Source organism: Marinobacter xestospongiae, assembly GCF_023156385.1.
Classification (GTDB): Bacteria; Pseudomonadota; Gammaproteobacteria; order Pseudomonadales; family Oleiphilaceae; genus Marinobacter; species Marinobacter xestospongiae.
In genome coordinates this window covers 47079-72182 of record NZ_JAKZAK010000011.1, presented here as the reverse complement: position 1 = coordinate 72182, position 25104 = coordinate 47079, and the positions used below count along the sequence as shown (strand labels likewise).

The following is a 25104-nucleotide window of genomic DNA, read 5'->3' as shown; positions in this document are numbered from 1 at the left end:
CGGGAAAACTGTCTGACCGGGCAAGCCCGTCACACCCGCCGGCGGCCAGGCTTTGCCCGAAGACAATCCGACGATATGAAGCACTCAGGCTTCACATCATCGTTCGCGGTCAGACAGGTTCTTCGATGATCCACCGTGGTATTCAATCGGTCCGATATCAGCCGCTGCATCCCGGGCGCGGCCGTAGATATCCGTCATCAACGCAGGTGCCAGACCCCGGTCAATCACCGGAGCCCCCTGCCGCACGCTTACCCGGGCACCGGTAACACTGAGCAGTGGGTTGGCCGTTGAGTGGTCATGGTCCCAGGCCGGCACCACCGCCTCACTTGGGTTGCTGCCGGTGTAGTGCCAGATATTGTGGCTGCCAGTGACGTTGTCGTACTTGCTGTCACCCCGGTAGCCGGCACCCACGAAGGGCTGATCCTGCTCGGTGTAGCAGACGTTATTGCGCCACTCGATGGCAACGTTGTCTTCGCTGCCATTGAGGTTGAGGCAGCCACGGCCGCCCCGGGCCTGGCCATCAGCGGAGTAGCCATACACCAGGTTGTTGCGGATGTGCATGGTGCCCAACAGGCCGGAATCACGAATGGCTATGCCACCGTTCTCAGGACCATTGGAGGTGTCTGGGTCGACACCGTCCCAGTCAGCCGCCAGCCCCACGTTGATCAGTACGTTATTGTCGATCTCCACATCCATCGACCAGTCACACTGGGAACCAACGCTGATTCCCGCCCCGGCCTGATCGACAATCACATTGTTGTAGATGCGGATGGGGCCTGTGGTGTCACCACAGCCATCATTCTGGTCGAACTGGTGGATGCCGAACTTGGCCTTGTTGCCATGCAGGTAGTTGTAGCCGAACTCCCAGGGCGCAACCTGCAGATCCGCGCCATCGCTGCGGACGGACATGTAGGTGGTGTGGTGCAGCTTGTTGGAGCCGTTACAGCCGTAGTCGTAGATCTCGTTGCCCAGCACCTTGAAGTTGGACACCCGGTCCGTGCCCCACTTGGCATTGCCCATGATCGCGCCCTGGGTTTTGCTGGCGCAGCCGCCCGGAATGTCGCCGATCCGGTTGGCCACGGCACGCCCGTTCTTGCTTGAACGAATGCCATAGGTGCCTTTGAAGTGGATCACCGGCCCCGTTGGTTGGCCATTGCTGTCCACTGCGGTGTAGTTGGAGGCATACAGATCCATTTTCGACACCACCAGGGCATCGGCGGTGTAGGCTTCAATGGCTCGCTGAGCGGTGACGGAAGGCTGGAACCCCGGGTAGGCGGTAATGGCAAACTGGGCATCCAGCGTGCTGCTGGCCGCGCTGTTGCTCCAGAAAATACCGTTCGCCGACGACGAGTCACCGGTGTCCACGTCATGCACGTAAATGGTTGAACCAGCCGGCGCTGTATCATCGGCGTGGGTTACGGTGCGCCACGGACTGGCCCAGGAGCCGTCGCCTGAGTCGCTGCCATCGGCTTTGACATGGTAGATGTTGCCGGATCTGACGGTGAATGGCAGGGCGTTGGAGGTGTGGCCATCCTGTTCGACATAGATCTTGCCTGCACCCTGGCTGGCGCCTGCGGGAATGGAGAACGCGATTTCCTGCATGCCGTGGGAAGCGAACAGATTGGCAGGTCCCGAAGGCAGGGTGCCGTCGGCATTCTTCCAGTAGTAGACATAAGGCTCGTGCTGCGCACCGGTGCTGTCCTCAAACACCAGTCGACCACCGTCGTCGCCCAGGTCATTCCCCCAGACCGTTACAATGGCACCATCGCCACGACCGTCACCCAGGCCGGTGCCGGGGCCGCTGGTCAGATCGGTAAACGCGAGCGATGGTGGGGTATCAGCACCAGGGGCCGGACCATCACCCGGATCATCGGCGGGCTGGAACTGGTAGGCAGCAATCACCGGGCTGCCACCGTCCCCCGCTTTGGTGGCCGCCCGGTTGAGCAGAAACAGCTTGCCGGAGGCCGGGTCGAAGGCGCCGGCTGTGGGCATCCCCTGCGGAAAACGGTTATCGAACCTGCCATAGTCGTAGGGGATGGGCTCATGGACCGCACTGGCGGCAAGAATGTCTTTCAGGTCATAGAGCCAGACATAGGGGTATTCATCGTTCGGGTCGTAGGGGCAGGTGCCGTGGCATTTGTTGCCATCCCACTGGGTGATGCCGTATCCGCCGCCCGATTCGTGCATGCCCGAGTGGCCGATAACCGCAAAGGTGCGCGTGCCCGGCACAATGAAGCCAAACCAGGCGGCGCTGATGTGGGTCCAAAGCGTGTTGGATTGCGCAAAGTCAGAGTCCATACCGGTGTGGTTGTAGGCATCCCAGCTGCCCCAGCTGTCCTCATGGGAGTAAAGGGTGCTGGATAGCGCGGTATCCACGGTGTAGCCCAGCCACGGCTGGGCACCGACCGGGCCGGAGTCACCGCTCATGCCGGCAGGGTTAAAGGTGTACAGGCTGGGGCCAACGCTGGTGCGCTGAATGCCCCGGATGCCGCCGCCACTGCCAGCCAGATGGGTGGCGCCCAGCTCACCCTGCCAAAGCTCCGGTACTGGTGACACATAGTTCAGCGTGGTGCCGCCCCCTTCCAGCTCAAAATAGCCATCCACCACCGAAGTGGCCAGGGAATCAGGATTGCGCACCACCACTGTGGTGTGGCTATTGCCACCGTTGACGTCGTTCCATCGGTAGCCCTGGATGACCAGCTCGCCATTTATGTAAGCCATGCCACCCAGCTCATCGATGCCCTGGGGGTTACCCGATGTCGCCGCGTCAAGCACCCGGGTAAAGCCCTGTTTCATGGTCGCCTTGGGCAGCTGTGTCGGGTCCGATGCCATCCCCAGCACCTCCGGCACCTGGAATTCGGCAACCGCATCGTCATAAAGGTGCGAGTCGATAAACACCGAGTTGGCGTCCGGGTTGTAGGCCAGCCGGCCATTGGCCCAGGCCGTCTTGGACACATCGTCGCGGTATTCCACCTTGAAGGCCCCCTGATAGGCGCCGGTCAGATCATCGATGGTCGCCAGCGGCAACGCCGTAGGCGCCGCCAGCGCGGCTGCGGGTACGGCCGTCAGCACCAGGAAACTCACAACCCGCCCTGCCCGACCGACCGTCTTGGTGCCGGCAAGACCACCCGGCCCGATCAAGCGCCGGGCGGTATCTTCTCCTCTCTTCACATAATCCATAGAGCGCCATTCTCTCTGTCTGACTTGCTATCCATACTGCCGTTGCCACGCCCAGGCAGACGCATTGACGCCGACGCACCTGAAACGCAGGACAACCCCATGTTGCAACAGCGGTCAGTGTGTTCGGGACAGCCCGAGCCAACAAGCGACGAAGCTGGCCATCATGAGGAGCAATTGGGCTCTGTTCGTAGACCAACCATCCCGACTTCATGATTGGTGTGAGACGATCCTTTGTTGCAGAATCAGCAGTCTTGGCAGCCGGGTTCATAAGAAACCAGCCGGCCCCAGATTCCACAAACGATCAAGTTGGCTATTTGCATAAGGAAAGCATGGCAATGTTAAGGACGTCCGCCCTTGTTCTTGCGCTATTTCTCAGTGGCTGTACAAGCGTCGCCACCTCACCCCGGCCAATGGATTACTACTCCCCGGGGCAACCGGAGTCAGCCGGCGAATCACTCTTTGAACCTGCCAAAAACTCCCTGGCAGACGACACCATCAAGCGCATCCTGGATTACCGGCTTGCCCTCCCCGCCCAGAACAGGGTTGCCGTACTGAAGCTGTCCAGCAACAGCTACTGGCGCTATTACTCCGATGACTTCACCCAGCTTAACGAAGACATTGCCACCAACTTTATCGGACGTCTGCAGGCATCCGATCGGGTCTACGACGCCTCCTTTCTCCCCAGCCTGCTGGTACCCGAGCAACGTACGCTGCCGTTCCTGCGGGAAGCCGCCGCCCGCTATCAGGCAGACCTGTTGCTGGCCTACCGGACCCAGTGCCGAACGTTCGAGAAGTACCGCCTGATCAACCCCGACGAAACCAGGGCCCACTGCACGGTAGAAGCCGTTCTGCTCGACACACGCTCCGGCACCGTGCCGTTCTCGGTGGTATCCAGCAACCAATTTTCCGCAAAGAAAGACAGCCAGGACAACAACTTCAGCGAGACCATCCGCAAAGCGGAACTAGCCGCCATTGGCCAATCCCTGGCAGAAACGGCAGATCGTCTGACGGAGTTTCTGGCTCAGGTTGAGACGCTGTAACCGCGTTTGATGGCGGACATACCTTTGTTGTCTCCATCGATACAAATGGGCGCGGAGACGGAAAAGTCATAGTCCATCTCTATCGCTATAACCTGAGCAGGAGTGCCTATCAGATGTTTTTTTCCACAGAAAGTTGCCACGACCGACTACGTCAGTATTGTAAATAGCCTCGATGAAAGCCCTCAAAATCATAGCCCTCATCACCCTCTTCGTTCTCGTTTGCGGCTTCCTCGTACCCGATCGGCGCACCATTCCGGTTGCAGGTGCGACCCGCTCGGACTGGAACGCCAATACCTTCTGGTTTGAACCCTGGGGCAGCTCGGGAGTGCACAAGGGCATAGACATTTTCGCGACCAGAGGCACGCCCGTGATTGCTGCTACCGATCTGGTTCTGCTCTACCGGGGAGAACTCCCGAAAGGAGGAAAGGTGGTCCTGGGACTTGGCCCAAAATGGCGCTTACACTACTTTGCCCATTTGGACAGCGTGAACCAGAATGGTTTGTTCGCTGTCCGGGGCGAATCTCTGGGAACGGTTGGAAACAGCGGAAATGCCCTGGGCAAACAGGCTCACCTTCATTACTCGATTGTAAGCCTGCTACCCCGTCCATGGTTGGTCGATGGGTCTACCCAAGGGTACAAAAAGGCATTTTACCTCAACCCGATCGAGTATCTGACAGACTGAGGATACTCTGAATACCCCAGTGAACCGCATGACCAGGCTATTGACGATACTCAGGAGGATGCCATGTTCCCACCAGCCTATCCCCATGACCGGATAGCCAAGCTTTATCCCAGTGTCTTTCTCCTCCACGGCAGTATCAGGATGAAGCCGGGGCTTCGAATCAACCGAAACATGATCATCCTGTGCGACGCTCAGGCACTCACCCTGGTCAACCCGGTTCGAATGGACGATGACGGTCTCTCTGCGCTGGAGAAGCTTGGCACCGTCAAGCGGGTCATCAGACTGGGAGACTTTCACGGGCTGGATGACGCCTTCTATCTGGATCGGTACCAATGTGAGTTCTGGGCACAAAATGGTCAGGCAACTTACCGCCACCCCCAGCCAGATACCGTAATCTCAGCCAACCTTGCCCCGCCCTTTCCCAACTCGGAATTCTTTATCTTCGAATCAGCCCGGTATCCGGAAGCCGCTCTTCTGCTTAGGGACCATCAATTACTGATCACTACCGACAGCGTTCAGTACCATGCAGACTGGAGCTACTTTTCGCTACTCTCAAAGTATGCATTCAGGCTGCTGGGATTCCGGCTTGGTCTCAACATCGGACCACCATGGTTGAAGCGAGCAACACCCGCTGGCGGCTCTCTGAAAACGGACTTCGAGCGACTGCTGGAGCTGGAGTTCGAAGCACTCGTATCGGCACATGGCAAACTGCTCTCCGCCAATGCCAAGCAGATGCTCGCCTCGGAAGTTCACAGAATCTTCAATAAACCCAATACGCCGTAATAAACATCAAAAGCACACCATACAGGTAACCCATCGATGAAACTGATCGTATTGCTGGCAGCCGTGCTGATTGTCGGCCTTCTGTTCCTCCAACAGCTTGACAACGAACCCTCTCCCCCCGAAAACGTGGTCGGTAATAACCCGGCTGCTCCAGAGGCCCCGCGGGTTCCAACGAACCCCGAAGAGCTGAAAACCTTCGAGAACGACATCAATCAGTTTATGGATGACGCGGCGAAGAAACGCATGGAACAGGTCGAGTAGCGCCCCCCATTGTTGAGCGCTCACCCAGTAACTCCGTACTAGTGTCCCGCTCGAATTACACCGCAAGAAACGGAGTGTCCCCGGGCGCGGGGCAACTTATCGTTTGTGCATTCCAGCAAGACAGGAGAATGCACATGACGGAACGCAACGTATCAATGGGCGCGCTGGAGTGGGCCCTGGTGGTTATTCTGTCCATCCTCTGGGGTGGCTCGTTTTTCTTTGTTGAAGTGGCCGTATCAGCACTCGCTCCCCTGACGGTCGCGGCGCTTCGGGTGGGGCTGGCGGCGCTGGCACTCAACCTGCTGGTGCTGACCATGGGACAGAAGCTGCCGAGACAGCGTTCCCTGTGGCTGGCGTTCTTCACCATGGGGCTACTGAACAACATGGTGCCGTTCACCTTGATTGCCTGGAGCCAGACCCATGTATCCAGTGGGCTGGCCTCCATTCTGAACGCCACCACACCATTTTTTACCGTCCTTGCCGCCCATTACCTTACCCGGGACGAGAAGATCACTCAGACCCGGCTGTGGGGAGTAGCACTGGGGTTTGCCGGCGTCGTAGTGATGATTGGCGTCGGTGCCCTGGCCAGCTTCGGTACCGATACCATGGCACAGCTCGCGATACTGATCGCGGCCATTGCCTATGCCTGCGCCGGTATCTTCGGCCGACGTTTCCGCCAACTGGGCTGCTCACCACTGGTGACCGCCACCGGTCAGGTCACGGCATCAGCCATAGTGCTGATCCCCCTGGCCGCCGCTACTGACCAGCCTTGGCGACTGCCACCGCCGGATGTTCATGTCTGGGGGGCCGTGATCGGTGTCGCCCTGCTATCTACCGCACTCGCCTATATTCTCTACTTTCGGGTACTGGCCACGGCAGGGGCCACCAACCTGCTGCTGGTGACGTTCCTGATCCCGGTCAGCGCCATTCTGCTGGGCACCACCGTGCTTGGCGAGCAGTTTGAGCCCAGGCACCTGGCCGGTATGGCCCTGATCGGGAGCGGGCTGGCGGCGATTGATGGCCGCCCGGTGCAAGCTCTGCGACGCGTTTGGCGTCTTCGCCGGTTCTCGGTACGCTCACTGTTCAGGGACCAGGCTGATCGAAGCGACTGATGTGAAACAGGCAAGGAGTTTGGACCGATGAGTAGCATGGCTGACTTTTCCGACGACATCAGCCGCTGGCGGGCACTTGAAACCCGGGACCCGGCGGCGGAAAGCGCCTTTCTCTACGCCGTTCGAACAACGGGAATCTTCTGCCGCCCTGGCTGTGCCTCTCGCCGACCCAGGCGGGCAAACGTTGAATTCTTCGACACCTGCCGTGCCGCCACGCAGGCCGGCTATCGCCCCTGCAAACGCTGTCGCCCCGATACCCTGTCGCCGCGGCGGCAGTTGATCAGCCTGATCGTCGACGCCTGCCGAGAACTTGAAGCCAGCGAAGCCTCGCCATCCCTGGACCAGCTCGCAGCCAGGGCGGGCCTGAGCCGCTGGCATTTCCAGCGACGGTTCAGGGATCTGGTGGGAATCACCCCAAAACAGTACGCTCTCACCCACCGGAGCCGACGGTTTCGCGCCAGTCTCAGCCATGAATCGTCGGTAACCGCTGCCATCTACGATGCCGGTTTCAGCTCCAGCAGCCGCGCCTATGACACCACCTGCCAACACCTGGCGATGACGCCCTCCTGTTATCGGGAGGGCGCCGCAGGCCTGACGGTGCACTACGGAGTGGCACCATGCCGGCTGGGCTGGGTGCTGGTTGCCGCCACCGACACCGGGCTCTGTGCGGTAGAGTTTGGCGCGGCACCAGAGCCCCTGCACACCCATGCCAGACGTCGCTTCCATCGGGCAACACTTCAGGTGGACAGCCCCCTCATGGCTCCCATCCTCCAGCGGATTAGCGCATTCATCGACGACACAACCAGCCATCGCGAACTGCCGGCCGACATTCTCGCCACAGCTTCCCTGCGGCAGATCTGGCAGGTAGGCTGGCCATCAGGAAACGCCTGAGAGGACAAACCATGCCCCCGAGCATCGCACTGGAAGCACTCAATCCGGACCACACTCTGGAGCTTTACCGGCTCACGGAAGCCAACCGCGAGCATCTGCGAGAGTGGCTGCCCTGGCTGGACAGTATCCGGTCCAGCCGGGATACCCGGGCTTTCATTGATGCCACCATGGCAGAGTCCGCTGCCCACGGTGCCCCGCACTTTGCGATCCGGAGTGACGGCCGCCTTTGCGGTGTCGCCGGATTCCACGCCCTCGATACACAGAATCGCACCGGCTCTCTGGGCTACTGGCTCGACCGCCAACACGGTGGCCGCGGCATCATCACCGCCGCCGTGGCGGAACTGGTACAACTGGGGTTTGGCGAATGTCGCCTGAACCGGATCGAGATCCGCTGTGCCGTCGGCAACACCCGCAGCCGGGCGATTCCCGAACGCCTGGGGTTCACTCTGGAGGGCGTCCTGCGCCAATGCGAATGGCTGTACTCCCACTATGTGGACCATGCCGTTTACGCCATGCTGGCTGACGACCCTCAACGCCATCTCATCGACTCATTCCGGAGAACGACATGCCTTCCCCGCTCGTAACCACCGACTGGCTGCAGGACAACCTGAGCAACGAACAACTGGTACTGATCGATGCCAGCATGACCAACGTTGTCGGCAAGGAACCGATCACCTATGACCACCCGCTATTCATTCCGGGTAGCCGTCGTATAGACCTGGAAGGCACGCTGTGCGACACCGGCTCGTCCCAGCTTCATGCCTTCCCGACAGAAGCCCAGTTCACCGCAGAAGCCCGGCGACTGGGCATCGGCCCGGACAGTCTGGTGGTGCTGTACGACAACCAGGGCATCTACTCGGCTCCCCGTGCCTGGTGGATATTCCGATCCATGGGGCTGACGGACGTGTTCGTGCTGGACGGAGGCCTGCCGCAATGGCTAGCGGAAGGACGGGAGACTGTCGATACCCCGATCGCCGATGCCGCCACTGGCCATAGCGTGACAGGCAACCTCGACGCCAACCGGGTGCGGGATGCCGCCTATGTCCTGCAGCATCTGGAGAGCGAGGAGGTTGCGGTTATCGACGCAAGATCCCGTCCGCGCTTCCTGGCACAGGCGCCGGAACCCCGGCCCGGCGTGCGAGGCGGCCATATTCCCAACGCGCTCAACCTGCCATTTACCGAGGTGCTGGACGGCTACCGTTTCAAACCCGCAAACCAGCTGACAGCACGCTTTACCAACCTCGGCCTCCCCCCAGACAGCCAACTGGTGTTTTCCTGTGGTTCCGGCATTACCGCCTGCATCATCCTGCTGGCGGCCGAGTTGGCCGGATTCAAGGCGCTATCGCTGTATGACGGCTCCTGGGCCGACTGGGGCAGCAATGAAACATTGCCAATAGCCTGAACGGACCTCATTAGGGTCTTCGGTTGAAATTCCGCCTTTTTCAGAATACTGTATATTTAAACAGTATTCTGGATGAGCGATGAGCGATCTGCTGAACACCCTGATTCATGATGCCCGCGTCTGGCAGGGCCGTCGCCACGGCCTGGCCAGGCCACCGTCACACAGTACGGGGCACGCTACCCTGGACCGGCTGCTGGACCATACCGGCTGGCCAGTCGGTGCCCTGAGTGAGTGTCTGATCGACCGCCCGGGGATTGGCGAACTGCAACTGGTACTGCCGCTGCTGAAGCAGGTAGCCGAATCGGAACGTATGGCGTTCTGGATCAATCCCCCCTGCATTCCCTATGCCCCTGCCCTGGCCGGGGCCAATATTGCCCTGGAGCAGGTTGTGGTGATCCACACCGACGCCCCGGGCGATACCCTGTGGACTCTGGAGAACTGCCTGCGCGCCAGTGTGACCGGGCTGGTGCTGGCCTGGCCCGGCAACCTGGCCAGCCGGGATATTCGCCGGCTACAGCTGGCAGCGGAAGCCGGTCGCAATGTCTGCATCCTGTTCCGTGAACGGCGCCAGGCCCGCCAAAGCTCCCCTGCTGCGCTGCGGCTGGAGCTGGAGGCCCGGGACGACCGGCAGTTGCAGGTTCAGGTACTGAAACGTCGCGGCGGCTGGCCCGGACAACCCGCGACCCTGGAGATCGATGGGCGCCTGGGTCAGCGCGAGCCGTCCGCCCCCCGGGTTATTACCGGTCCCTGGGCAGGATCAATGGGTTAGCCGTTATGCTCTGGCTTTACCTGCATTTCCCTCACCTGTTACTGGATCACCTGGCACGCAGCCAGGAAACACCGGCAGCCATGGTGACCGTCGCCAGCACTTCACAACAGGTACTCCAGGTCTGCCCGCTGGCGCAGCAGCAGGGGGTGCAGGCCGGGATGCGGCTGAAAACCGCCCTCGCCCTGACCCCGGAGCTGGGCATTGTCCACACCAACAGCACCCGGGAAGCGGAGCTGCTTGAACAGCAGGCCTGCTGGCTCTACCACTACGCCGCCCAGATCGTTCTCTACCCTCCGGAGGGCCTGTTGCTGGAGGCCAGCAGTCTGCTGCGGCTATACCGGACTCTGCCAGCATTGTGGCAAACCCTGGAGAACGCGCTCGCCAGCCGCCGGCTGACGGCCTGGCTGGCCTGCGGCATCACCCCCAAGGCTGCCCGTCTGCTGGCCCGCCAGAATCTGGGACAGTGCAGCGACGACCACACCCTGCTGGCGGCACAGGTCCAGGAACTCCCTCTGCCAGCCACCGGGCTGGAGACCCGACCACTGGAACGGCTGGCACGCCTTGGCCTGACCCGGCTGGGGGAAGTGGCGGCCCTGCCTCCTCGAGAGCTGGCCCGCAGACTGGCGCCGGAAACCCTCGCCCACATCCAGCAAATTCTGGGACAGAGGCCGGACCCCCAGCATTGCTGGCAACCACCACACCGTTTCCAGCAGCGGGTGGATTTCATGCAGGAGGTCGAGCAGTCCCAGGGACTGCTGTTCCCATTGCAGCCCCTGCTCAACGAGCTGGAGGAAGACCTGTTGTGGCGCCAGGAGGACACCGACCGGTTACAACTTACCCTCCACCACCGGGATCACAGCCAGCAGGCTCTCAGCATACGCACTGCCGGACCGGAACACCGGGCCAGTGCCTTTGTGGAACTGGTGCGACTGCATCTGGAACGCCAGCCACTGCCAGCCCCCGTTATCGCCATGACGCTCACAGTCACCCGCTTCCTGCCCCGGGGCACCACAATCAGCCGGGATCTGCTGGGGGAAAACGAAGACCCGAAAGAAGCCTGGCAGACCCTGATTAGCCGCCTACAGGCACGGCTTGGCCGTGGCGCGTTGCGGCAACTGGAACCCCAGGCAGATCATCGCCCGGAAAAAGCCTGGACAACCGCCGGGCTCCAGCCACAGCGACGCAAGCCCCCGGTAACGCAGAACCCACCACCGCGACCACTGTGGTTACTGCCCTCACCCCAGCCGCTGCAACAGCCCCCGCAAACCTGGCTGTCCGGTCCGGAGCGCATCAGCAGCGGCTGGTGGGACGGCGAACGGGTGCAACGGGATTACTACAGCGCCCTGCTCACCAGCGGCCAACTGGCCTGGGTGTACCGGGACGACCAGGGCCACTGGTTTGTTCACGGCTGGTTTGGCTAGTGCCCGAATTAACCAGACGGGACACGAGAACACCATGAGTTATGCCGAGCTGACCTGCTTCAGCAACTTCACCTTCCTGACCGGCGCTTCCCATCCCCATGAGCTGGCGGAACGGGCCCTGGCGCTGGGTTACCAGGCACTGGCCATCACCGACGAATGCTCCGTCGCCGGTATGCCCCGGGCCTGGGCCGCCCTGCGCGATAGCCCGGTCAAACTGGTGACCGGCAGCTACTTTGAACTGGCCAGCCGTGACGATGGCCCGCCTGTCCGCTTTGTCGTACTGGCCCGCAACCGGCTCGGTTACGGCCAGCTCTGCCAGCTGATTACCCAGGGCCGCAGGCAGGCCAGCAAGGGCAGCTATCACTTGAGCGGTGACGATCTGGAACAGCATCCGCTGGATCACTGCCTGTGCCTGTGGCACGCCCCCCACCCCCGGGAAGCCGACTTTAAAAGCAGCCTGGCCACAGGCCGCTGGCTACAGGCCCATTTCAGCCAGGGGTTCTGGATCACCGCAACCCGCACCCTGGAAGCCGGTGAAGAGTCGCATCTGGAGCGTATCCGCAATCTCGCCTCCAACTTACGCTGCGCCATCGTTGCCACCGGCCAGGTCCACATGCACAGCCGTGACTGCCAGCCACTTCAGGACGTGCTCACGGCCCTACGGCACAACACCACCGTCGAACAGGCCGGGCACCGGCTGTTCCAGAATGGCGAGCGTTACCTGCGCCCGCTGGCGGTGCTCGAACGGCTCTACCCGGAGACCTGGCGGCAGGAGTCCCTGCGTATCGCGGAACGCTGTGATTTCAATCCCGACATTCTCAAGGAGGAATACCGCTACCCGGCCAATCTGGTGCCGCCAGGCTACGGTGCCAGCCAGTACCTCCAGCACCTCACCCGGGAAGGTGAACAACGCCGTTTTCCCGACGGTACGCCGCCGGCAATACAGGCGCTGATCCGCAAGGAACTGGCACTGATTGCCGAGCTGGAGTACGAGCACTATTTCCTCACCATCCACGACATCGTCCGCTTCGCCCGCAGCCGCCATATCCTCTGCCAGGGGCGCGGTTCCGCCGCCAACTCAGCAGTGTGCTACTGCCTTGGCATTACCGAAGTCGACCCCCGGCAGGTGGACCTGCTGTTCGAACGGTTTATTTCCAGGGACCGCGGCGAGCCCCCTGACATCGATGTGGATTTCGAGCATGAACGGCGCGAAGAGGTAATCCAGTACATTTACCAGCGCTACGGCCGGGACCACGCCGCGCTGGCAGCAACCGTGATCCGCTATCGTCCCCGCAGCGCCATCCGCGATGTCGGCAAGGCGCTGGGGTTTGATCCCATCCTGGTAGAACAGTTTCTCAATGGTATCGACTGGCGCGACACGGAAAGCAACTGGCGTCAGCAGATCCTCGACAAGAACCTGACCCGCAACCGCCGCATCGCCGACCAGTTCTTCAAGCTGGTGCAGCGCATCCTTGGGTTTCCCCGCCACCTGTCCCAGCACGTCGGCGGTTTCGTGATCAGCGCCGGCCCACTGGCGGAACTGGTACCGGTGGAGAACGCCGCCATGGCCGAACGCACCGTCATCCAGTGGGACAAGGACGACCTGGAAAGTCTGGGGCTGATGAAAGTCGACGTCCTCGCCCTGGGCATGTTGTCCGCCATCCGCAAGGCCTTGGCACTCATCAGCGCCAGACGTGGCGCACCCGTTACCCTGCAAGACATCGAGCGGGAGGACCCGAAGGTCTATGACATGCTGCAGAGCGGTGACAGCATCGGTGTGTTCCAGGTGGAATCCCGCGCCCAGATGAACATGCTGCCGAGGTTGCGGCCCGCCTGCTACTACGATCTGGTGATTCAGGTTGCCATCGTACGGCCCGGCCCGATCCAGGGCGACATGGTGCACCCCTACCTGAAGCGACGGGCCTGTCCGGAGGCCGTAACGTACCCCAACGACGACATCCGCCAAGTGCTGGAGCGCACCCTTGGTGTACCGATCTTTCAGGAGCAGGCCATCAAGCTGGCGATGGTCGCCGCCGGCTTCAGCGCCGGCCAGGCAGACCGGCTGCGGCGGGCCATGGCCGCCTGGAAATCCGATGGCGACCTGACGCCTTTCCGCGGCGCCCTGATTGAGGGGATGCTGGCGCGAGGCCACAGTGAAGCGTTTGCCGAACGGCTCTATAAGCAGATCTGTGGTTTTGGCGGGTATGGGTTTCCAGAATCCCACGCCGCCAGCTTTGCCCTGCTGGTGTACGTCTCCGCCTGGCTCAAGCACTACCATGCACCTGCATTCTATTGCGGCCTGCTCAACAGCCAGCCCATGGGGTTCTACTCGCCGTCACAACTGGTGCAGGACGCCCGCCGCCATCAGGTGACGGTGCTGCCGGTGGATGTCAATCACAGCGACTGGGATCACGTTTTAGAGAGTATCAACTTAGAGAATACTACCTTAGAGAGTACTAACTTAGAGGATACCAACGACAGCCTCAGGCTGGGGTTGCGGTTGGTGAAAGGGCTGTGCCGGGAAGCGGGCCGACGAATTGGCCAGCAGCGACCTGAGTCCGGTTACCGGTCCACCACCGACCTGCGGCAACGAGCGGAGCTGTCCCAGCGGGATCTGGAGGCGTTGGCCGGGGCCGGCGCTCTGGCCAGCCTCAGCAGCAACCGACACCAAGCCTACTGGCAGTTGCTGGAACACCAGTTGGCCCCCGGGCTACTTCTGGGCACCACCGGGGCAGACGACCACCCCACGCCGCCCGTGCCACTGCCCGTACCCAACGAAGGCCAGAACCTGCTGGCGGATTACCACAGCCTGGGGCTGAGCCTCCGCCGCCACCCCCTCGCTCTGCTGAGGGAACAAGGGCACCTGAAACACTGCCTTAACGCCGAGCAACTGCTCGCTGTCGAACCCGGGCGCCCGGTCCAGGTTGCCGGTCTGGTAACCGGCCGCCAGCGCCCCGGCTCCGCCGCCGGCGTGACCTTCGTAACCCTGGAGGACGAAACCGGCAACATCAACGTGGTGGTCTGGCTCGCCACTGCCCGACGTCAGCGCAAACCCCTGCTGACCGCCCGCCTGCTGCACGTCAAAGGCATCCTCGAACGGGAAGGTGACATCATTCACATCATGGCCGGCAAGCTGAACGACCTCAGCCACCTGATTGAAAACCTCAACGTACAGTCACGGGATTTTCAGTAGTACCGCCCACCGCTTACCACCCTCTTGCAAAACAGCTCACCAACAGACAACTGGTGATAAATCCACCAGCCTGGCACTGGCGTAAGAACCTTGGCGGTATGAGTTGCAACAACCTTACTGACGAGGACCCCATAATGAAAAAACTGACAAGCTACATCCTCCTGTTATTGGCGCCTCTGGCCCTTACCGGCTGCTGGCTCGATGACGACGATGACAAGGACGTTGTCACAGTTACGGTCTTCCACACCTCCGCCGATGCGCCTGCCGTCAACGTGCGTCTCGGTGACGAGGTGGTCGTCACCAACGCCGATTTCAAACAATCCGCCAGCACCCGGGTAAGCGGTACCCGGAACCTGTTCGTCGATGCCCGTCTGCCGGACGGTCAGACCCTGGAAGTTCTGGGACCGGCCACCATCATGGCAAACGCCGAAAACGTTGACGCCTACGACGTCTTCGCCATTGGCCAGGTAGGCAACGCCACCCTGGAAGCTCTGGTCATCAGCGATGACCTGGAGCGCATGGACGCCGACAGCGTGCGACTGCGGGTAGCTCACCTCGCCGCCACGGCCCCTGCCGTGGATGTCTATGTCACCGCCCCTGACGCTGACCTGGCTGCGGCGTCACCAACCCTGACCTTTAGCTACAAAACGGTGACCGATGCTCTGGAAGTGCCCGCCGGGGACTACCGGGTCCGGGTCACGGCGGCCGGTCAGAGTGATGTGCTGTTTGACGGTGGTACCGTCCCCCTGGCCAGCGGTGCCGATCTGCTGATCGCCGCAGTCGACAACACCAACCATGGAGATGCGCCCATCAGCCTGCTGGTGGAAAGTGAAGGCACAACCACCGAGCTGGTGGATGCGGATGCCGGTGCCGGTCTGCGGGCGGTCCATAACGCCTACGACGCCCCGGCCGTCGACATCTATCTTGGTGGCATCACCGGCGCTCCCGCGATTGCCGGTCTGTCGTACCCGGATGCGGCACCAGGCCCTGCCCTGGGTAACTACGCCAGCGTCGCTGCCGGCACCACTGATGTCGCCATCACCGCAACCGGCGATACCAACGCCGTTGTCCAGGGCAGCTTTGAACTCGGCAACGGCATGGCTTACACCGTACTCGCCGCCAACGCACTGGCCGACATTGAGCTGCTGCCGTTTACCGACGATGCCCGATCAGTGGCAACCGAGGCCAGACTGCGGGTCATCCATGGCGCCGGCCAGGCCCCCAATGTCGATGTGTACCTGACCGCCCAGGGCAGTGGCGGTATCGGTAACGCCAGCCCGGTACTGAGTGATGTACCCTTTGGCGCCAGTTCCGGTTTCCTGGCGGTTGCCGAAGGTGACTACGACGTCTACGTTACCGTGGCCGGCACGGGCACCGTCGCCATCGGGCCGATACCGGTCACCCTCAGCAATGGAGGGGTCTACACCGCCATTGCCCGGGAAGCCTCCGATTTCGGCAGTTCGGGCAGTTTCACCGTCACCGGCCTGGACGACCTGGCCTCACCCAGTGCACCTTAAACACCGCATCCGCTAACCAAGAACCACCCGCCCCGGCCTGCCCAGCCGCAGCAGACCGGGGCCACTCCCTTTCAACAGGCACGTCTATACTGACCTTCATCGCCTTTCCGTCACCAACCGAAAGTGGAGGTCCGCATGGGCATTCAACAGCAACGCCAGGACACCATCGCCGCCCTGGTTGCCCCTGGCAAGGGCATACTGGCTGCCGATGAGAGCAGCCCAACCATCGCCAAGCGTTTTGCCGCCATTGCGGTGGAATCCACCGAGGCCAACCGCCGGGAATACCGCAGCCTGCTGTTCGCCACGCCCAGACTGGGTGACAGCATCAGCGGCGTTATCCTGTTCGAGGAAACCCTGGGCCAGAACGACGATGACGGCACACCATTGCCGCAACGGCTGGTGCAGCAGGGAATCGTACCGGGCATTAAGGTGGACAAAGGCAAGGGGCCCCTGGCCAACGCCCCGGGGGACGAAATCACCCGCGGCCTGGATGGCCTGGAGAAGCGCCTTGAGGGGTATCTGCAACAGGGTGCCCGGTTTGCCAAATGGCGCTGCGTGTACCACATCGGCGGCCACAATCCGGGGCCATTGGCAGTCAAGGCCAACGCCGAAGTCCTTGCCAGCTACGCCGCCATCTGCCAATCCCTGGGGATGGTACCGATCGTCGAGCCGGAGGTGCTGATTGACGGCGACCACGACCTGGAGCGCTGCGCCCAGGTCAGCGAAACGGTGCTCCATGAGGTGTTTCACGCCCTCCACCGGCACCGGGTTGAGCTGGAAACGATGATTCTCAAGCCCAGCATGGTCACACCGGGCAAGGACCATCCGCAGGCAGCCACGGCCGAACAGGTGGCCGAGCATACCCTACGGGTCTTTCGCCGGGTGGTACCGGCGGCGGTTCCGGGCATCAATTTCCTGTCAGGCGGTCAGGGACCGGAGGAAGCCACCGTCAACCTGAACGCCATCAACCAGGCCAGCCATCGCCCCTGGACCCTCAGTTTTTCCTACGGCCGGGCCCTTCAGGAGCCAGCGCTGGCTGCCTGGGGTGGTCACCACGATCAGCGGGAAGCAGCCCAGCAGGCACTGCTGCACCGGGCCAGGATGAACGCCCTGGCTACCACCGGCGAGTACCGAACCACGCTGGAAGCGCGCTGATCTGTCCACTTTCTGCAAAACCCCACACTCCGTGACCGGCCCCTCATTTCGGGGCCGGGCGACGTTGATTCAGGTCAAGGTTTGGTCCCGTTCGAGTGCCTAGCATGGCGGACTCGATAATAAAAACGGACGGGAAGGACACCATGACATTCTGGCCCTGGAGTGAAGAGCTCGAAGTTGGTATCAGCGACATCGATCAACAACACCGCTGGCTGGTGGACCAGACCAACCGGCTGCACGAGGCCCTGGAGAACCAGGCTGAAGACAGCGAAATTGGCGACCTGCTGGAGGGGCTCATGGACTACACCATGAACCACTTCATTGTTGAGGAGGACCTATTCGCCCGCCTCGGCTATCCGGAAACCGAGGCCCACAAACGCGAACACGACACCTTCACCCAGAAGGTCATGACACTGATTGACCGCCATGAACAGGGCGACGCCTCAGGCGCCGAAGCCCTCGCCCTGCTCAAGGATTGGCTGACCCACCACATCCTCAAGGTGGACAAGGCCTACGTTGAGCACTTCCGCACCCATGGGATCGGTTAGTCAGAGGCCCTGGTGTCCCAGGTTACCGGGCGGGCTGCCAGTTTGCCATGTCCGCCAACGCCAGCAGACCGTCCGCCAGCACCCCCTGCCAGGCAAAATAGTCGTGCCCGGCGGCGTACTCCCGATAGCGAACCGGGAAGCCCTTGGCCGCCAGCAGGTCCCGCAGGTGACGTGAGGTCTCCAGAATCCCGGCCATGTCGGACCGGTGCCCCTCAAACAGGCCGGCACTGAGGAAGAAACGCACAGGTACGGTCTCCATCCCAACCAGCTGACGGGCGACATATTCCTGTTCATGGGCAGGGGTACCGGGCGGATGCCACCAGAACGAACCCGACATCGACAGCACATTACCGAACACCTCGGGATAAGCCAGCGCGATCGTGGCCGATGCCAGACCACCATAGCTCGAACCGGCCAGGATGGTGCGCTCTGCACGGGTTTTGATGCCAGTCTGATGCTGCAACCAGGGCACCAGCTCCTCCGCCAGCACCCGCGCAAACAGCGGATTCGCTGGCAGTTCCCGGGAGCGGGCTTCGCGGTCCGGGTTGGCAATAAACACAGCCATCGCCGCAGGCAGTTCTCCGGCGGCAACCAGGTTGTCCAGAATGGTGGGCGTCGGTACCTGGCTGGTGTAGGCATCGCCATCGAACACCAGCAATAACAGGTTGTCCGGATTCGCAGGATCAAAGCCGGCGGATCGGTAGATCTGAATGTCCCGCTGGTTGCCCAGAGTCTCACTGGCAAACCTCAGAGTATCCAGGCTGCCCCTGGCTTCCGTGCCGGGCGACAGCCAGGTTTGAGGCGGCGCCTTGTCCAGCGTGACGGTGGAATTCTGCTGGTAGACATCCACCGCGTCCGCCGGCCAGGGTGCCAGGTTCAGCGGATCGGCCTGGGCCGTGGCCAGAATCGCCACCCGCCGCTCCCGGGCGGTCCCCGGAAGGTCGGGTACGTCGGGGGCCAGCTGGTAGGACAGCCGCGTGCTGTCCGGCGCCTCGAAGCTGCGGAACCAGATATCGCTCTGCCCCAGGCGGGCCAATTGCTCATGGTTGCTGGAAGGCGCGCCAAACAGTCGCACATTGCGCTCGGCACCACGGTAGAGGAAGGTGAGAATGCGCCTGCCATCAGGCCCTGGTTCAACCAGCGGCGTCCCTGCCCTGGCTACCTGCTGCCAGAACGCCTCGGTATCACCATCATCTGCAATGACTCTGGCGACTTCGGCAATCGTCGGGCTGAGGAACTCCCGCTCGGGCGCCTGTTGGCTCGCCACCGGCACCTGGCGATCCAGAGTCAGCTCAAACTGCCCCCCGCCGCCGTGACCACGGACCTCCAGCACCTGGTCGGCAGCGCCCACCACAAACTGGAACTGCCGGCGTTCATCGCCAGCTGCCACCAGTTGCCGTACGGGATGCCCCGTTGCCGACACCAGCGTCAGATCCGCCAGGGCATTCGCCGTCACGAAGTGACCACGCAGATAGTCCCCGGGGGCAGCCTCCAGTGCCACGCGAATCGGTGCCTCGCGGGGCAGCTCAGCGGCCACGGGATGGGTGAGTGTCAGGGTCTGGCCCTGCGCGAGCGAGGCAGCCAGCGACATCAGCAGTCCCCCAAGTTGTTGTTTCCAGTTCATCATCAGCAAATCCATAGCGAGCAAGGCGCGTCAGAAAACCATGAATAGTAACGATTTTCACTCGCAATAAAAAGCCGCCTGATGGATCAACTGTCAGAAAACTATACAACTCGCCGACAAGTCGGCAGACGCACTTTCGCCAGTGCTCTGAAAGCCGTCCGAATTCGCCGGAGTGGACACGATCTTGCTGCCACCACAATGACAGCCCACGGGCTGTCAGGGAGTCCCTGTCAAAGACAACTGGGAGACAGATCAATGCTCCGTTCCCGTGTTCACTCACTCTGCCTCGCCGCTGCGCTGACGACCGTGTCAGCCGGTGCCAGCGCTGGGGTTATCATCAACAACAGCACCAACGGACTCTACAACAATGGCCTGGGCGACCTTGCCGCGACCTATGGCCCAAATTCGCTGTTCTTCCCTGGCGCCAATGTCAGCGAAGGTGATCCGAACCAGAATCCACTGGCCGAACCGGATCTGTCACTGACCGCCGAACTGGGTACCGACTGGCTGGCGGGAGACTATACCGGTGGCACCTGGAGTGCCGGCGCCGTCGCGATTCCGTCAACCTGGGCCGTCAACACCGAGACCGCCATCGTCTACAACTTCGACCTGACGGAAACCTCCAACCTGCATCTGGACCTGGGCGTGGACAACGGCATCTATGTCTGGCTGAACGGCAACTACCTGTTTGGCGCCATGGCACCGGGAGGTTCCAACCTCAATGAGTACGACATCGACCTGGCAGGCCTGAGTGCGGGCAACTACAACCTGCAGATTCTGCGGGAAGACCATGGTGGCGGCACCGGCTTTGACATTCTGGCAACAGCCACCGCTGCGGTTCCGGAGCCTGGCACCCTGGCGTTGCTTGGCCTGGGACTTGCGGGACTGGGCTTCTCACGCCGCCGTCGACCCGCTTGACGGATCTTTGCGAGCATTACGACAACCGTGACAAACACCGGCCGGACCTTTTGGGTGCGGCCGGTTTTTTGTGGCCAGGACGTCTCCGGTCCTTGCCGATAGGCGAACAACGCTTTAGATTCTGAAGTCAGCAGACAACACAGTCAGGATCAGGATTAACCAGGAATACAATGGGCAACAAGGTAAGGACACCGGTATCGAACCACGGGCTGCCAGACCGATGCCCGCTCCAGTGAGCGGTGAATGCGTCATCCTGCTGCACGGCCTGGCCAGGACAAACGGCTCCATGAAGAAGATGGCGACAGCCCTTGAACGGTCGGGTTACGTCGTTATCAATCAGCCCTACCCGTCAACCCGACACCCGATTGAAGCACTCGCCGATACGGCCATTGGCCAGGCGCTCTCAAGGTGTCCGGAAGGATGCCGAATTCACTTCGTCACCCACTCCATGGGCGGCATTCTGGTAAGACAGTACCTGAGTCGCCAGCGGATCAGCAGCCTGGGACGCACGGTCATGCTTGGCCCACCCAACCGGGGCAGCCAGGTCGTCGACACGCTGGGCAAAATGGTGGGATTCAAACTGGTCAACGGACCGGCGGGGCTGCAACTGGGCACCGGCGAAACCAGCGTGCCCAATCGGCTCGGGCCGGCGAATTTTGATGTCGGGATCATTGCCGGCACCCGCAGCATCAATCTGATCCTCTCGACCATGCTGCCCAAGCCGAACGATGGCAAGGTCTCGGTAGCGAACACCCGGCTTGACGGTATGGCGGACCATCTCTCGCTGCCGGTGACCCATCCGTTCATGATGAACAATGCCGAGGTCATCACTCAGACCCGGCACTTCCTGCGGCACGGCATGTTCGACCGCACGGGCAAATAGAGCGGGCAGAAGGCCACCTCAGGCGGCTTTCTCAAGCGCGGCAGAGGCCTTCAGGCAGTCGTAGAAAGGTTGGGCCTCGCGGATCTTGCGGGCCTTTGACCAGACCGCCTCGGCTTCCGGATAACCACGCCTCAGATAATTGAGCCACTGTTTGATGCGGCCGGTCACGAAGCGGTCTTCCAGCCGCGTCTGCAGTTCTGCGCCGTAGGCAATGACCAGGCTGACTACGGCGGGCCAGTCCAGTTCCTCACCCTGTTCGCCCTGCTGGCTGGCCTTGATCCGCCGCGCCAGGTCCGGGCGGGTGATCAGGCCGCGGCCGATCATCACCTCATCGCAGCCGCTCACGTCACGACAACGCCAGTAGTCCTCAACCGTCCAGATCTCGCCATTGGCAATCACCGGCACGGCCACCGCCTCCCGCACCCGGGCAATTTCCTCCCAGTAGGCCGGCGGCTTGTAACCGTCCACCTTGCTGCGGGCATGAATAACGATTTCTCCGGCGCCAGCATCCGCCAATGCCTGACCGCAGGCCACGCCCATGGAACGGTCGTCATACCCCAGCCGCATCTTGGCGGTGACCGGCACCGCAGCCGGCACCGCCTGGCGCACCGCCGCCACGATCTGATGCATCAGCTCCGGCTCTCTCATCAGCACGCAGCCCCCTTTGTGACGGTTGACCGTCTTGGCGGGACAACCAAAGTTGATGTCCACCTGACAGGCGCCCAACTCCGCGGCCTTCACGCCGTGGCGTGCCATCATCTCGGGATCAGACCCCAGCAGCTGTACCGCCACCGGTGTGCCGGCACGGGTCAGTGAGCGGTTATGGAGTTCCGGTGCATACTTGTAGAAGATGCGCGGCGGCAGCATGCCGTGGGTAACGCGGATGAACTCGGTCACACTGCGGTCAATGCCGCCGACACCGGTGAGGATCTCCCGGATGGGGGCGTCAACCAGTCCCTCCATGGGGGCGAGGGTAATGCGCATGGATGCTCCGGAATCGGTCAAATGATGAACAGCGGCGCATTCTAGCGAGTTGATGGCCGGAATGACAGTCGCCATTGCCACAACCGGCCCATCGACGGCTCAGCCAGGCTGCGAGCGGGTCAGATATCCCGCAGACGGGCAATCAGGCGGGCAACCGCGTCGGCTGTCTGGCGCAGATTCTGCTCGCCATCCCGCAGAATCTCTTGCTGCGACGCCAGCTGATGCAGACAGTCAAACACCGCGTCGATGCCATGCTGGTACACCAGGTCACTGCCCTCCCCCAGGCAGCCGGCGATGGCGATTACCCGTTCGACGCCGGCCTGGCGCGCGATCCGGGCAACCCCCACGGGGGTTTTTCCGGCGACACTCTGGCTGTCGATACGGCCTTCACCGGTGATCACCAGGTCGGCACCCCGGCAGGTATGAGCCAAGCCCACCGCCTCCGCAACAATGTCGATCCCCGGTCGCAACCGGGCTCCCGCGAACCCGATCAGCGCCGCCCCCATGCCGCCGGCGGCGCCGGCTCCGGGTACCGTATCCAGCTCGGTTGCCGCGGCCTTGCCAGCCAGCCCGGCAAAGTGCGCCAGATTGCGATCCAGCGTCGCCACCTGCGCCCGGCTCGCGCCTTTTTGCGGTCCGAACACCGCACTTGCGCCACGAGGCCCGGTAAGCGGGTTATCAACATCACAGGCCACGACAATGTCCACCTCCGCCAGGCGCGGATGCAACGCAGTCAAATCAATCCGATCCAGTTCCGCCAGCCCGATACCGCCGCGGGGGATAGCGCGGCCCCTGGCATCGAGGAAGCGGGCACCAAGAGCGGTCAGCATGCCTACCCCGGCATCATTGGTGGCACTGCCACCCAGCCCGATGATGATCCGGCGGACACCCTGCTCCAGGGCATCATCCAGTAACTGGCCAGTGCCATAGCTACAGGCCGACAGAACGTCTCGCCGGTCCGCCGCCACCCGGTGCAGGCCAGAGGCTTCCGCCATTTCAATAATGGCCAGATCACCCACCAGGCCATAGCGGGCCTGGACCGGCTCCCCCAGGGGACCGGACACACCCAGTTGCCGCCAGTGTCCCCCGAGCGCATCCACCAGCGACTGAGATGTGCCCTCACCGCCATCCGCCATCGGCAGGGTTACCAGCTCGGCATCCGGCAGGTGACGCCGACAGGCGGCGGCGATGGTGTCGGCAACCTGCCGAGCGGTCAGGCTTTCCTTGAACGAGTCAGGGGCAACGACGATTTTCATCAAATCTCCTTCGGAGCGGCCGCCAACGGCGGCTCCCCGTGCATTCAGAGCAGAACCAGGCTCAACAGGTACACCAGTACGATGGCGGTGATGCCCTGAACCAGGGTCGCCGCGGTATGGGCGCGGTAAGCCAGCGCCACCGGCATCCGGCTGAACTGGGACACCACCCAGAAGAAGCTGTCGTTGGCGTGGGAGACCGTCATCGCACCGGCACCAATCGCCATCACCGTCAGCACCCGGCCCATCTCGGTGGCCAGCCCCAGATCCCCAAGCATCGGCGCAACCATGGCGGAGGTGGTAACCAGTGCAACCGTGGACGAACCCTGGGCCGATTTCAGCGCTGCCGCCACGATGAACGGCATAAAGATGCCCACGCCCAGGGCGGACAGAGTGGTGCCAAGGTATTCACCAATCGGCGTGGCCTTGAGCACTGCACCGAATGCGCCACCGGCACCGGTAATCAACAGGATCGGTGCAGCTGCTGCAATCCCCTTGCCAATATGCTCATTGAATTGGGCGATACGATCGCCCGGCTTCAGCAGCGGCAGGCTGAGGAACAGCCCGATCAACAGCGCGTTCAGCGGCTGCCCTAAAAAGCTGAACGTCTCGAACACCACACCAGCGCCCATCGGCCCGGTGGGGAAACGGGCAATGGAGCCCAGGCAGATCAGCAGGATCGGCACAAAGATCGGTGCAAACGCCTGCCCCGCTGTCGGCAGGGTGCCGTAGCTGGCTTTCATCGTCCGCCACTGCGTCTCCACCTCTTCCGGCGTTTGGGGCTCATCGCCTGCAATTTCCACCGCCCTGAAGCGGTTCGCCCACAGTACTCCGGCCAAGGCCGCCACGGCGCTCACCACCAGGCCCATCAGAATCACCAGCCCCAGACTGTCCTCCAGCGCCAGGTTACCGGCGGCGGCAATGGGCCCGGGGGTCGGTGGCACAAAGGTATGGGTGGCAAACAGCCCAGTGGCCAGGGCCACACTCATCGCCACCGACGACACCGCCATGCGTTTGGCCATGGATTGCTTGAGGGAGTTGAGAATGACAAACCCGGAGTCGCAGAACACCGGGATAGAAACAATGTAGCCGATGATGGACATGGTCAGGGTCGGGAACCGTTTACCCAACAGCTTGACCACCGTATCCGCCATGGTGATGGCTGCGCCGCTCTTCTCCAGGATGACGCCAATGATGGTGCCCAACACAATCACCAGGCCAATGTAGCCCAGGATGCCACCAAAGCCACCGGTGATGGTCTTGGCAATCTGGTCCGCCGGCAGGCCGTAGGCAAAGGCGGCAATAAAGGCGGCGAGAATCAGGGTCAGAAACGGATGGATCTTGAAGCGGCTGGTCGCCACCACAATAAAGCCTACAACGGCCAGTAAGATGAGCACCAGACTCATGGAAAACCCTCCAACAGCGGTGTTTTTATTCTGGATGCCCTACTGAGAGGGCAGCATGAGTGTCACCGCACCATTATCGGGC

At 62.0% G+C, this 25104-nt stretch carries 21 protein-coding genes; 16 read left to right on the top strand and 5 right to left on the bottom strand.

The genetic code is table 11. From position 1 onward, the window contains the following. Positions 1-96: 96 nt before the first annotated feature. Positions 97-3171 (bottom strand): hypothetical protein, encoded by a 3075-nt coding sequence (locus tag MLD24_RS09735; RefSeq protein ID WP_248166479.1) that lies wholly within the window; start codon positions 3169-3171, stop codon positions 97-99. Positions 3172-3515: 344 nt separating this feature from the next. Between MLD24_RS09735 and MLD24_RS09730 the strand changes: the two genes are divergently transcribed. The 14 genes from MLD24_RS09730 to MLD24_RS09665 all read left to right on the top strand — a co-directional run bounded on the left by MLD24_RS09730 (position 3516) and on the right by MLD24_RS09665 (position 17954). Next, positions 3516-4220, top strand: coding sequence for a hypothetical protein (locus MLD24_RS09730; protein WP_248166478.1), 705 nt, complete (start codon positions 3516-3518; stop codon positions 4218-4220). 172 nt (positions 4221-4392) lie between these two features. Next, on the top strand, positions 4393-4902 hold the full coding sequence (locus MLD24_RS09725) for a M23 family metallopeptidase (RefSeq protein WP_248166477.1): 510 nt from the start codon (positions 4393-4395) through the stop codon (positions 4900-4902). 63 nt (positions 4903-4965) lie between these two features. Continuing rightward, a complete protein-coding gene (locus MLD24_RS09720; protein ID WP_248166476.1) occupies positions 4966-5685 on the top strand; it encodes a hypothetical protein in 720 nt (239 codons plus the stop codon). A gap of 36 nt (positions 5686-5721) precedes the next feature. Next, on the top strand, positions 5722-5946 hold the full coding sequence (locus MLD24_RS09715; RefSeq protein WP_227171479.1) for a hypothetical protein: 225 nt from the start codon (positions 5722-5724) through the stop codon (positions 5944-5946). A 134-nt stretch (positions 5947-6080) separates the two neighbouring features. Beyond that, a complete protein-coding gene (locus MLD24_RS09710; protein ID WP_248166475.1) occupies positions 6081-7058 on the top strand; it encodes a DMT family transporter in 978 nt (325 codons plus the stop codon). Positions 7059-7085: 27 nt separating this feature from the next. Next, a complete protein-coding gene (locus MLD24_RS09705; RefSeq protein WP_248166474.1) occupies positions 7086-7949 on the top strand; it encodes a bifunctional transcriptional activator/DNA repair enzyme AdaA in 864 nt (287 codons plus the stop codon). Between the two features lie 11 nt (positions 7950-7960). Further along, positions 7961-8533: a GNAT family N-acetyltransferase gene (locus MLD24_RS09700; protein ID WP_248166473.1), complete on the top strand. Its 573-nt coding sequence runs from the start codon at positions 7961-7963 to the stop codon at positions 8531-8533. Beyond that, a complete protein-coding gene (locus MLD24_RS09695; protein WP_248166472.1) occupies positions 8515-9351 on the top strand; it encodes a sulfurtransferase in 837 nt (278 codons plus the stop codon). Before MLD24_RS09700 ends, MLD24_RS09695 begins: the two co-directional genes overlap by 19 nt. A 79-nt stretch (positions 9352-9430) precedes the next feature. Beyond that, positions 9431-10120 (top strand): translesion DNA synthesis-associated protein ImuA, encoded by a 690-nt coding sequence (gene imuA / locus MLD24_RS09690; RefSeq protein WP_227171485.1) that lies wholly within the window; start codon positions 9431-9433, stop codon positions 10118-10120. Positions 10121-10125: 5 nt separating this feature from the next. Next, positions 10126-11541: a Y-family DNA polymerase gene (locus tag MLD24_RS09685; RefSeq protein ID WP_248166471.1), complete on the top strand. Its 1416-nt coding sequence runs from the start codon at positions 10126-10128 to the stop codon at positions 11539-11541. Positions 11542-11575: 34 nt separating this feature from the next. Continuing rightward, the gene (locus MLD24_RS09680) at positions 11576-14734 is read left to right on the top strand and encodes an error-prone DNA polymerase (protein WP_248166470.1); all 3159 of its coding nucleotides are present in this window, start codon (positions 11576-11578) and stop codon (positions 14732-14734) included. Between the two features lie 134 nt (positions 14735-14868). Further along, complete coding sequence (locus MLD24_RS09675; protein ID WP_248166469.1) at positions 14869-16251, top strand: DUF4397 domain-containing protein; 1383 nt, start codon at positions 14869-14871, stop codon at positions 16249-16251. A 135-nt stretch (positions 16252-16386) separates the two neighbouring features. Continuing rightward, positions 16387-17406, top strand: a complete 1020-nt coding sequence (locus MLD24_RS09670) for a class I fructose-bisphosphate aldolase (RefSeq protein WP_248166468.1) — start codon at positions 16387-16389, stop codon at positions 17404-17406. A gap of 143 nt (positions 17407-17549) precedes the next feature. Further along, a complete protein-coding gene (locus tag MLD24_RS09665; protein WP_248166467.1) occupies positions 17550-17954 on the top strand; it encodes a bacteriohemerythrin in 405 nt (134 codons plus the stop codon). A 22-nt stretch (positions 17955-17976) separates the two neighbouring features. Here MLD24_RS09665 and fes read toward each other — a convergent pair whose 3' ends face one another. Continuing rightward, complete coding sequence (gene fes / locus MLD24_RS09660; protein ID WP_248166466.1) at positions 17977-19581, bottom strand: enterochelin esterase; 1605 nt, start codon at positions 19579-19581, stop codon at positions 17977-17979. Between the two features lie 252 nt (positions 19582-19833). On the opposite strand from fes, the gene MLD24_RS09655 reads away from it, so the two are divergent. Then, positions 19834-20496: a PEP-CTERM sorting domain-containing protein gene (locus MLD24_RS09655; RefSeq protein WP_248166465.1), complete on the top strand. Its 663-nt coding sequence runs from the start codon at positions 19834-19836 to the stop codon at positions 20494-20496. 286 nt (positions 20497-20782) lie between these two features. Next, positions 20783-21379: an esterase/lipase family protein gene (locus MLD24_RS09650; protein ID WP_248166464.1), complete on the top strand. Its 597-nt coding sequence runs from the start codon at positions 20783-20785 to the stop codon at positions 21377-21379. Positions 21380-21397: 18 nt separating this feature from the next. Here the strand turns inward: MLD24_RS09650 and MLD24_RS09645 are convergent, their stop codons facing one another. The 3 genes from MLD24_RS09645 to MLD24_RS09635 form a co-directional block, all read right to left on the bottom strand. After that, a complete protein-coding gene (locus tag MLD24_RS09645; RefSeq protein ID WP_248166463.1) occupies positions 21398-22363 on the bottom strand; it encodes a tRNA dihydrouridine synthase in 966 nt (321 codons plus the stop codon). 119 nt (positions 22364-22482) lie between these two features. Further along, positions 22483-23619 carry a glycerate kinase gene (locus tag MLD24_RS09640; protein ID WP_248166462.1) on the bottom strand — a complete coding sequence of 379 codons (1137 nt, stop codon included), beginning with the start codon at positions 23617-23619 and terminating at the stop codon, positions 22483-22485. A gap of 44 nt (positions 23620-23663) precedes the next feature. Beyond that, positions 23664-25022 carry a GntP family permease gene (locus MLD24_RS09635; RefSeq protein ID WP_248166461.1) on the bottom strand — a complete coding sequence of 453 codons (1359 nt, stop codon included), beginning with the start codon at positions 25020-25022 and terminating at the stop codon, positions 23664-23666. Positions 25023-25104 lie beyond the last annotated feature (82 nt).